This window comes from Phaeovulum vinaykumarii (assembly GCF_900156695.1).
GTDB lineage: Bacteria > Pseudomonadota > Alphaproteobacteria > Rhodobacterales > Rhodobacteraceae > Bieblia_A > Bieblia_A vinaykumarii.
This window is the reverse complement of record NZ_FTOM01000001.1, coordinates 917,611-927,645: the sequence shown is the minus strand read 5'-3', so window position 1 is coordinate 927,645 and position 10,035 is coordinate 917,611. Positions and strand designations below refer to the sequence as shown.

The 10,035-nt window shown below is 69.8% G+C and carries 10 protein-coding genes; 7 read left to right on the top strand and 3 right to left on the bottom strand.

All coding sequences use genetic code 11. The annotated features are described in order from the left end of the window. Window positions 1–186: 186 nt before the first annotated feature. From BW949_RS04295 to BW949_RS04285, 3 genes are read left to right on the top strand one after another with little or no spacing between them, the layout of a single operon-like run. Window positions 187–1,173, top strand: coding sequence for a Bug family tripartite tricarboxylate transporter substrate binding protein (locus BW949_RS04295; RefSeq protein ID WP_083947568.1), 987 nt, complete (start codon window positions 187–189; stop codon window positions 1,171–1,173). 27 nt (window positions 1,174–1,200) lie between these two features. Continuing rightward, window positions 1,201–1,647 carry a tripartite tricarboxylate transporter TctB family protein gene (locus BW949_RS04290; RefSeq protein WP_076363639.1) on the top strand — a complete coding sequence of 149 codons (447 nt, stop codon included), beginning with the start codon at window positions 1,201–1,203 and terminating at the stop codon, window positions 1,645–1,647. 1 nt (window position 1,648) lies between these two features. Next, entirely contained in the window at window positions 1,649–3,145 is a 1,497-nt protein-coding gene (locus tag BW949_RS04285) for a tripartite tricarboxylate transporter permease (protein WP_076363638.1), read from the top strand. Here BW949_RS04285 and BW949_RS04280 read toward each other — a convergent pair. Next, window positions 3,124–3,777, bottom strand: a complete 654-nt coding sequence (locus BW949_RS04280) for a TetR/AcrR family transcriptional regulator (protein WP_076363637.1) — start codon at window positions 3,775–3,777, stop codon at window positions 3,124–3,126. The two genes, BW949_RS04285 and BW949_RS04280, sit on opposite strands and share 22 nt — an antisense overlap. Before the next feature lie 139 nt (window positions 3,778–3,916). Between BW949_RS04280 and BW949_RS04275 the strand changes: the two genes are divergently transcribed. Together BW949_RS04275 and BW949_RS04270 are read left to right on the top strand one after the other, a co-directional pair. Beyond that, window positions 3,917–5,047, top strand: a complete 1,131-nt coding sequence (locus tag BW949_RS04275; protein ID WP_076363636.1) for an HlyD family secretion protein — start codon at window positions 3,917–3,919, stop codon at window positions 5,045–5,047. 4 nt (window positions 5,048–5,051) lie between these two features. Further along, window positions 5,052–6,614: a DHA2 family efflux MFS transporter permease subunit gene (locus BW949_RS04270; RefSeq protein WP_076363635.1), complete on the top strand. Its 1,563-nt coding sequence runs from the start codon at window positions 5,052–5,054 to the stop codon at window positions 6,612–6,614. A 52-nt stretch (window positions 6,615–6,666) separates the two neighbouring features. Here BW949_RS04270 and BW949_RS04265 read toward each other — a convergent pair whose 3' ends face one another. Beyond that, window positions 6,667–7,848 (bottom strand): hypothetical protein, encoded by a 1,182-nt coding sequence (locus tag BW949_RS04265; RefSeq protein WP_076363634.1) that lies wholly within the window; start codon window positions 7,846–7,848, stop codon window positions 6,667–6,669. A 239-nt stretch (window positions 7,849–8,087) separates the two neighbouring features. Beyond that, entirely contained in the window at window positions 8,088–8,417 is a 330-nt protein-coding gene (locus tag BW949_RS04260) for an FYDLN acid domain-containing protein (RefSeq protein WP_076363633.1), read from the bottom strand. Window positions 8,418–8,599: 182 nt separating this feature from the next. Between BW949_RS04260 and BW949_RS04255 the strand changes: the two genes are divergently transcribed. Together BW949_RS04255 and BW949_RS04250 are read left to right on the top strand one after the other, a co-directional pair. Beyond that, complete coding sequence (locus BW949_RS04255; RefSeq protein WP_235816191.1) at window positions 8,600–9,310, top strand: M48 family metallopeptidase; 711 nt, start codon at window positions 8,600–8,602, stop codon at window positions 9,308–9,310. Between the two features lie 72 nt (window positions 9,311–9,382). Then, a complete protein-coding gene (locus BW949_RS04250) occupies window positions 9,383–10,030 on the top strand; it encodes a GntR family transcriptional regulator (protein ID WP_076363632.1) in 648 nt (215 codons plus the stop codon). The last annotated feature ends 5 nt before the right edge of the window (window positions 10,031–10,035 follow it).

Below are 10,035 nucleotides of genomic sequence, written 5' to 3'. Positions count from 1 at the left end.
GGTCAGCACTCGATGCGTCCTTCCCTGGCCCGTCTGGTCCCCAGCGCCCTACAAAACACGCGCCCCCTTGTCCAGTCCCGCGCAAGGACCGCGGGCGCGCGCGGGCGGGCATTGGCCAAGGGGCGGCATTGACCTTGCCCGCCAAAGGTTCAACAGTCCCGCCCGAACCGGAGAGGAGAACGCCGCATGCGTATCATGTTCAGCCGCCGCAGCCTGATTGCCACCGTCGCCGCCGGGGCGGTCCTGGCCGGAGCCGGCCCCCTGGCCGCGCAGGACTGGCCCACGGGGCCCGTGCATCTGGTGGTGGGCTTTCCCGCGGGCTCGTCGCCCGACACGATCGCGCGGCTGGTCGCGGCGCCGCTTGCCGAGAAGCTGGGCCAGCCCGTCGTGGTCGAGAACAAGCCCGGCGCGGGCGGCGTGATCGGCGTGCAGCAGATGCTGACCGCGACCGACGGGCATACCTTCGCCACCACGATCAACGGGCCGCTGACCACTGCGCCGCGGCTGGTGCCGGGGCTGGGCTATGACGTGGCCGAAGATATCGCGCCGGTGGCGCTGATCGCCACCAGCCCGCTGGTCCTGGCCGTGTCGGCCGAGGCGCCGGCCGCGGATGTGGCCGATTTCATCGCCGAGGCCCGCGCCAATCCCGGCGATCTGGCCTATGGCTCGGTCGGGCAGGGCTCGGGCGCGCATCTGACCGCCGAGCTCTTTGCCGATACCGCCGGCATCGAGATGCTGCACGTCCCCTTCACCAGCTATGCCGAGGTCACCACCTCGATCATGGGCGGCGAGATCGACGCGGGCTTCATGGCGCCCTCGGCGGCGCTGCCGCATGTGCAGGCGGGCAAGATGAAGATGCTGGGCATCACCTCCAGCACCCCCTTCGCCAATGTCCCCGACGTGCCGGTGATCGCCGGTCAGGCCGGTATGCCGACCGATTTCCGCGCCGAGCTGTGGAACGCCTTCATCGCGCCGGCGGGCACCGACCCGGAGGTGATCGCCACGCTGAACGCCGACATCAACGAGATCCTGGCCGATCCGGGCGTGCAGGAAAAGCTGCTGGCGATCGGCTGGCAGACCGCCTCGGGCAGCGCCGCGGATCTGGCCACGCGCATCACCGAGGATACCGCCGTCTGGGGCGGCGTGCTCGACCGGATCGAGGCGAAACAGTAACCCGCGCCGACCGGCGGGGCAGGGGCGATGAAACGCGATTATCACGACATCTGGGGGGGCGGCCTTCTGGCCGCTCTCGGGCTGGCGGTGGCCGCCTGGGCCTGGTCCAGCTATGATTTCGGCAGCTTGCGCCGCATGGGGCCGGGGTTCTTTCCCACGGTTCTGGGGGGCGTGCTGGCGGGGCTGGGCCTGGCCATCGCGCTGCCCGCATGGTGGCGGGCGGGCAAGGCGCGCCCCCTGGCCGCCCCCGAGGCCGCGGGCGTTCTGGCCGCGATCGTGGTCTTTGGCCTTCTGCTTCAGCCGGCCGGCCTGGTGCCGGCCACCGTTCTGGCGGTGCTGATCGCCAGCGCGCCGGCGCCGAAACGGGGCTGGCTCTGGCGGGCGGTGCTGGCGGCGGTGCTGGCGGCGCTGACCTGGGCCGTCTTCATCGCCGGGCTCCAGATGAGCCTGCCCGTCTGGCCATGGAGCCGCTGACATGACGACGCTCGACGGTCTGATCGCGGGGTTCGAGGTGGCGCTGGCGCCCTCGGTCCTGATCTACAGCCTCTTCGGGGTGTTCCTGGGCACTTTCGTCGGCGTGCTGCCGGGGATCGGCGCGATGGCGGCGATCTCGCTCCTGCTGCCGCTGACCTATTACATCTCGGCCGAGGCCGCGCTGGCGATGCTGGCGGGGGTCTATTACGGCTCGCAATATGGCGGCTCGGTCGCCTCGATCCTGTTGCGCCTGCCCGGCACGCCGCAATCGGCGGTGACCTCGCTTGACGGCTATCCGCTGGCCCGGCAGGGGCGGGCGGGGGTGGCGCTGTTCACGGCGATGGTGTCCTCGTTCACCGGCTCGATCCTGGGGATCGTGGTGCTGGTGGCGCTGGCGGGGTGGCTGTCGGGCATGGCCACGAAATTCGGCGCCGCCGAATATGCCGCGATGATGGTGCTGGGGCTGGTCGCGGCCTCGACCATCGGCGCCGAGCGGCCGGCCAAGGCGCTGGCCATGGTGGTGCTGGGGCTCATCCTGGGCTGCGTCGGCACCGACCTGAATTCGGGCGTGCAGCGCTTCACCTTCGGGCAGACGCAGCTGATGGACGGGATCAACCTCGTGGCGCTGGCGATGGGCCTTTTCGGCGTGGCCGAGGTGATCGGCAACATCCGAACTGCCGATCTGCACGGCCGGCCCGACCGCGTGCCGCTGCGCGCGCTGCTGCCGCGGGCCGACGACCTGCGCCGCCTGCCGGGGCCGATCCTGCGCGGCACCTCGCTGGGCAGCTTCTTCGGCGCGCTGCCGGGGACGGGATCGACCATCTCGTCGTTCCTGTCCTATGCGCTGGAACGGCGCGTGGCGCGCCAGCCCGAGCGCTTCGGCAAGGGCGCGCTCGAGGGCGTCTCGGCCCCCGAGGCCGCCAACAACGCCGCCGCCATCACCGCCTTCGTGCCCACGCTGACGCTGGGCATTCCCGGTGATCCGATCATGGCGCTGATGCTGGGGGCGCTGGTCATCCACGGCATCCAGCCGGGGCCGATGATGCTCGAGGCGCGCCCCGAGATGTTCTGGGGCCTCGTGGCCAGCTTCGGGTTGGGCAACCTGTTCCTGCTGGTGCTGAACCTGCCGCTGATCGGGATCTGGGTGTCGATCCTGCGCATCCCGTTCCGCTGGCTCTATCCGGCGATCGTGGTCTTTGTCTGCCTGGGCGTCTATTCGGTGCGCGGCTCGGGCTTTGATCTGATGGCGGTCGCGGTGATCGGGGGGCTTGGCTACCTGCTGTCGCTGGCGGCCTTCAACCCCGCGCTGCTGCTTCTGGGCTTCGTGCTGGGCCCGCTGATCGAGACCAACCTGCGTCGGGCGCTGCTGATCTCGCGCGGGGATCTGATGGTGTTTCTCGAACGTCCCATCGCCTGTGGCTTCGTGCTGGCCACCGCGGCGCTGATCCTGGCCTCGGTGGTCGGGGCGCTGCGGCGTCAGTCGCGGCCGGTGCCGTAGGTCGCCAGGAACATCGCCACGCCGCTTTCGACCGCGCGGCCGATCTCGGAGGGGTCGGGGGGCAGGGTGCGCTTGCCGAACAGCCGCGCCCGCCACAGCCCCGCCCCGACCAGCTCCATCAGCTGAAAGGCCGCCAGCGACAGGTCCGGCGCATCGATCCGGCCCGCGGCGGCCTCGCGGCGCAACAGGTTCAACAGCGCGGCATGGCTGCGCAGCGCGCCCCCCTCGTAGAAGCGCGTGCCGACCTCGGGCATCCGGTCCACGGTGGCCGCGACGATGCGCTGGGCCCGGATCACCCGGTGCGAGCACAGAACCTCGACCAGACGCCGGCCGAACTGAACCAGCTTCTCGCGCAGGGGCAGGTCGCTTTCCAGCGCTGCGGCAATGCCCTGGAACATCTGCTCGCGCTGGTCCGAGATCAGCGCCTCGAACAGGTCGGCCTTGTCGGCGAAATAGACATAGAGCGTGCCCTTCGAGACCCCCGCGGCGCGGCAGATCTCGTTCATGCTGGCGGCGTCGAATCCCTTTTCCAGAAATTCCTTCATCGCGCCTTGCAGGATCTGTTCGCGCTTGGCGGGGTCTTCGCCGGCGGCATGGCGGCGGCGTGGGCTGGGGCTTGTGTCTTCGGGCATCGCGGATCTCCTTGGGGGGGATATAATCGAACCGCGCGGTTCGATAAAGACTTGATTGGTCAGTCACGGTGTCCTATATCGGGATCGAACCACGCGGTTCGATGATTCCGAACGACCGTGCCGATCGAGGGAGAACCAGATGTCCAAGCCCGAACGCCTCAGCGCAGATGATGCCGCGCTCTCTGCCGCGCTGGGCGAAACCGACGCCCCCGCGCGCCCGAAACAGGGGCGCAAGCGGCTGGTGCTGGGGGCGCTGGCGGCGCTTGTGCTGTCGGGGGCGGGCTATGCCGGCTGGAACCACTGGACCACGGGGCGTTTCATGGTCGGCACCGATGACGCCTATGTGCAGGCCGATATCGCGCTGATCTCGAGCCGGGTGCAGGGCTATGTGGCCGAGCTGCCGGTCGAGGAAAACACCCATGTGAAGGCCGGCGACGTTCTGGTGCGGCTCGATGACGGCGATTATCGCATCGCGCTGGCCACCGCCCGGAGCCGGGTCGAGACCGCGGACCGGACGCTGGCCCGCATCGACGCGCAGATCACCGCCGCGCGCGCCGCCGTCGCCCAGGCCGAGGCCGACCGCGACGCCGCCGAGGCGCAGTTGCGCAACGCCACCACCACGCTGGAGCGCGTGCGCGGGCTCAATGAACGCAACGTGGCCGCCCAGGCCCAGCTCGACAGCGCGGTCGAGGGCTTCGACACCGCCACCGCCACCCTGGCCAAGGCGCGGGCCGCGGTCGTCTCGGCGCGCGCGCAGGTCGATGTGCTGATCGCCCAGCGGGCCGAATCCGAAGGCGCCAAGCACGAGCTGGAACTGGCCGTCGAACAGGCGCAACGCGACCTGGACCTGACCGTCCTGCGCGCCCCGCGCGACGGGGTCGTGGCCAATCTCAGCCTCGAGGTCGGGGATCTGGTGTCGCCCGGCACGCGGCTGGCGGCGCTGGTCCCCGATGACGCGCTCTATGTCGAGGCGAATTTCAAGGAAACCCAGCTGCCCGGCGTCGCCGTCGGCGCGCATGTCGATGTGACGCTGGACGCGCTGCCGGATGTGCATTTCGACGGCCGGGTGGTGTCGCTGGCGCCGGCGACGGGGGCGATCTTCTCGCTCCTGCCGGCCGAGAACGCCACCGGCAACTTCACCAAGGTGGTCCAGCGCGTGCCCGTGCGCATCTCGCTTCCGCCCGAGGCCTTTGACACCGGCGCCTTGCGCGCGGGCCTGTCGGCGGTGGTCGAGGTCGACCGGCGCACCGCGCCCGGTGCCCGCGGCTGAGCCCATGTCCGCCCCCGTCTCGATCCCGGCCGAGCCGCACATGAGCCCGCGGCGGGTCATCGCCTTTCTGGTGATGGTCTTCGGCATGTTCATGGCGATTCTGGATATCCAGATCGTCTCGGCCTCGCTGGCCGAGATCCAGGCCGGTCTGGCCGCCAGCCCCGACGAGATCTCGTGGGTGCAGACCAGCTATCTGATCGCCGAGGTGGTGATGATCCCGCTGTCAGGGTTCCTGGCGCGGATGATGTCCACGCGCTATCTCTTCGCGGCCTCGGCGGCAGGCTTCACCATTGCCAGTTTCCTGTGCGCCACCTCGACCACGATCGAGGAGATGATCCTGTGGCGCGCGCTTCAGGGGTTTCTGGGCGGGGGCATGATCCCGTCGGTCTTTGCCGCGGCCTTCACCATCTTTCCGCCCTCCAGGCGCAATGTCGTCTCGCCCATGATCGGGCTGATCGCCACGCTGGCGCCGACGATCGGGCCGACGGTGGGCGGTTATCTCAGCCATGCGCTGTCCTGGCACTGGCTGTTTCTGGTCAATGTGGCGCCGGGCATTCTGGTAACGCTGGGCGCGTTCTTCCTGATCGACTTCGACCGCCCCCACTGGAAGCTGTTCGAGCGTTTCGACTGGTGGGGTCTGGTCGCGCTGGCGGCGTTTCTGGGCGGGCTTGAATATGTGCTCGAGGAAGGGCCCGGCAACGACTGGCTGGCCGATCCGCATGTGGCGCTTTTCACGGCCATCACCCTGGTCGGCTGCGTGGTCAGCTTCTGGCGGGCCCTGACGCGCGAGGAACCCATCGTCGATCTGTCGGCCTTCACCGACATGAACTTCGCGCTGGGGTCGGCCTTCAGCTTCGTGCTGGGGATCGGGCTCTATGGGCTGACCTATCTCTATCCGCTCTACCTGGCCCAGATCCGCGGTTTCGACAGCCTGATGATCGGCGAGACGGTCTTTGTCTCGGGGCTGGCGATGTTCTTCTCGGCGCCGCTGGCGGGCTTTCTGGCCGGGCGGATGGACCTGCGGCTGATGCTGCTGATCGGCTTCGTGGGGTTCGCGCTGTCGACCTGGATGCTGACCGGCATGACCGCGGATTGGGACTTCAACGAACTGGTGGTGCCGCAGGTGCTGCGCGGCATGTCGCTGATGCTGTGCATGGTGCCGGTCAACAACCTGGCGCTGGGCACGCTGCCGCGCGACAAGATGAAGGGGGGCTCGGGGCTTTACAACCTGATGCGCAACCTGGGCGGCGCGGTGGGCCTTGCGGTCATCAACACGATGCTGTCGGACCGGGCGGACCTGCATTACGACCGCCTGCGCGAGGCGATCACCTGGACCAATGCCGAGGCCCTGCGCCAGCTGAACCTGATGGCGGGGAACCTCAGCGCGCATGGTCTGGACGGGCAGCTGGGCGCCATCTCGCAGATGGCCGGGCGGGTGCGTCAGCAGGCGGTGGTGATGTCCTTCATCGACGTGTTCCTGCTCCTGTCGCTTCTTTTCGGCGGGCTGGCGCTGGCGGCGCTGTTGATGCGCCCGCCGGCCAAGGCTGTGGGCGGTGGCGGGCACTGACCCGTTCGGGAATGTGCGCAATCCTGCCCCCGCGGTGGCCGCGGACGGGCGGCTATTCCACAGGCATCCCGAAGAGCGTGATCGCCACACCCAGCGCCGCAAGCCCTGCGTGAAGCCCGCGCGCCCCCCCGCGCGCGCCCAGCGCGGCAATCGCCGACTGGATCGCATAATAGGCCGCGAAGGCGCGCGAGGCATAGGCGATGATCTCGAAGATATTGGCGCTCCAGGTCAGGGCCAGCCCCGCCGCGACCAGCACCGCATAGGCGCCCCGCACCGAGACCCGCCCGCGCGACAGCTCGGCCACCAGCCCGCCGCAGCCGCCGGTATCGGCCACCGCCGCGCTGAATTGCGCCGCCAGCGCCGCGGCCACCAGCATCAGCGACAGGATCGGCGCGACGCGCTGCATCATCTCGATGATCGCGGTTTCCGACAAGGCGATGTCGCCGGGCGCGAAGGCAAAGGTGACCAGCGCGATATAGACCATGTAGATCGCCGCCGACACGATCTGGGCCAGCTTCATCGCCCGGATGCGGGTGGGGGCGTCATATTCGGCGCCCAGATAGCGCGCGGTCTCGAAGCCCTGCACGGTGACGATCAGCCCGAAGGCCAGCAGAAGGCCCCCGCCCGGCGTCACGGTGGGCGCGTCGAGCTGCACCGCGCCGGCGTCAACCACCTGGGCGAAATGCACCGATAGCCCCAGCAGGAAGCCTGCGATGATCGCCAGCTTCAGCCCCACCGAAACCTGTTCCAGCCGTTCGAGCGCGCCGAAGCCGCGGGTCCAGCCCACCACCAGGATCAGCACGAACACCGCTGAGGTCAGCAGCCGGGCGTTGCCGGGGCTGTCGAAGGGGGTCAGGCGCACGCCGAAGGCGCCCAGAAGGTTCAGATAATAGGCCACCGAGATGACATAGGCGAAGGCCAGCGCCGCCGAGGCCAGCGTGTCGAGCTGGCCCGCGCGCCGAGCTGGCGCGTCCGTGGCGCGCGCCGCGATATTGGCCCGGATCGAGGCCCCGAAGCCCCAGGCCAGCAGGCACAGCCCCGCCATCACCGCGGGCGCCAGCATCCCGAATGACGCGTCAAGCACCGGCCCCAGAACCAGAAAACCGCTGCCGATGATCGAGGCCAGCGGCGTGATCGTCGCCCGCCACAGCCGCGCGCGCGCCAGCCGCGGCCAGGCCAGCAGCGCCCCCGTCATCACCGTTGCTGCCAGGATCGCCAGATCGAGCGCGTCCATGTCCCTGCCTCTCGTGTTTGGGGGCGTGTTCCTGGGGGGGGGCGCCCGCGGCGCATCGAATACACCGCCCCATCCGCGGTCAACCCCGGCCCGGCGGGCGTGGCGTCACGGATGGCGGTCATCACGGGCCGCGGTCAACCCCGGGCGGGGGCATGACAGACGCGGGCAGGACAAAAGCGAACGGGTGCGCGGTTTCCCGTGCACCCGTCAGCGTCGTTCGCGGCTGGTCTGTGCGGCGCTCAGTTCTCGTCGTCGTCGGCGCTGACGTCGGCAATCTCGTCGAGCGAGACATTATCGTCGTCGTCGTCGTCCAGCAGGTCGTCGTCCAGATCCACGTCGCCGGAATCGGCATCCAGATCATCATCATCGTTCAGATCGTCGATCTCTTCCGAGGTCGTGGCCGGGCTGGCCTTGTCGGCGATCATCGGACGCGGACGGCCGACTTGCAGGCTTTCCACCGAGAAGCTGTTCGAGCAGACCGGGCAGGTCATCGGATCACGCCCGAGGTCGTAGAACCGGCTTGCGCAATGCGGGCAGAGGCGCTTGACGCCCCATTCCTCTTTGGGCATGGAAAACTCCTTGCTTCTCATGTTGAGAGAGTCGCAGCCAACTGCCACAACGACCGCAGGGTGTCAAAGCCTTTTCGGGGCGTTTTTGTCGTTTCGCGGCCCGGAAATCCGGGGTTTTCATGCAAGCAGGAGAGCGCCGCGCCGTCCGGGGACCGTCGGTGCGCGGCAGGAGGGGGGCACCGGTGTCACCGGACCGTATCACGCTGGAAGGGCCCGAGCCGATCGAGCTGGTGCTGCGCCGGTCGCCGCGGGCACGGCGGTTCTCGCTGCGGGTGTCGCGGCTTGATGGCGGGGTGACGCTGACGCTGCCTGCGCGCGCCGATGCCGCCGAGGGGATCGCCTTCGCCCGCAGCCGGCGCGACTGGATCGTGCAGGCCCGCGCGCGGGTGGGGCAGGTGGCGCGGCCGGTCTTCGGCGCGCAGGTGCCCTTCGAGGGCGTTCCGCATCGGCTGGTGCCGGCGCGTCTGCGCGCCCCCCGCCGCGAGATGCAGGCCGACGGGCCGGTGATCCTGATGCCCGAGGATCCCGCGCGGCTGGCGCGGCGGCTCGAGGCCTTCTACCGGGTCGAGGCGCGCAGCCGGCTGGCCGAGGCCTCGGGGCGGCATGCGGTGGCGCTGGGGCGCAGCTTCACCCGGCTGAGCCTGCGCGACACGCGCTCGCGCTGGGGGTCATGCACGGCCGATGGCGGGCTGATGTATTCCTGGCGGCTGGTCATGGCCCCGCCCGAGGTGCTGGATTACGTCGCCGCCCACGAGGTCGCGCATCTGTGCGAGATGAACCATTCGCCGGCCTTCTGGGCGGTGGTGGCGCGGCTTTGCCCCGGTTATGCGGCGCCGCGCGACTGGCTGCGCCGCAACGGCGGCACGCTGCATGCCCTGCGGCTGCGCGATTGACGCGCCCCGGACCCGTCCCGCGCGGACCTGCGACCGATTGACTGGCCGCGCGGGCCATGCTCCGATCCGCCCATGAAAACCGCCCGTTCGCCGGAGATCGTCCCGGCCGCCCATGACCGTCTGTATCGCACGCTGCGCCAGCAGATCATGTGCGGCGAGCTTGCGCCCGGACAGGCGCTGACCCTGCGTGGCCTGGGCAAGGCGCATGGCGTGTCGATGACCCCCGCGCGCGAGGCCCTGCGCCGGCTGGTGGCGGAAGGGGCGCTGATGCTGTCATCCTCGGGGCGGGTGGCGACGCCGGAACTGTCGAACGAGCGCATCGAGGAGCTGGCGGCGCTGCGCGCGCTGATCGAGCCCGAGCTGGCCTCGCGCGCGCTGCCGCGGGCCCATATGGCGCTGATCGAGCGGCTGGCCGCCATCAACGCCACCAATGCCGAGGCCGTGGCCAAGCAGGATGCGGTGGGCTACATCCGCTCGAACCTGGAATTTCACCGCACGCTCTATCTGCGTGCGCAGGCCCCGGCGATGCTGGCCATCATCGAGACCGTCTGGCTGCAACTGGGGCCGACCATGCGCGCGCTTTACGGGCGCACGCCGCGCACCGAGCCCACGCGCCATCACCGGCTGATCCTGTCGGCGCTGCGGGCGGGCGACGAACCGGGGCTGCGGCTGGCGGTGCGCTCGGACGTGACGCAGGGCCTGCGCCATCTGGTGGGCTGATGCGC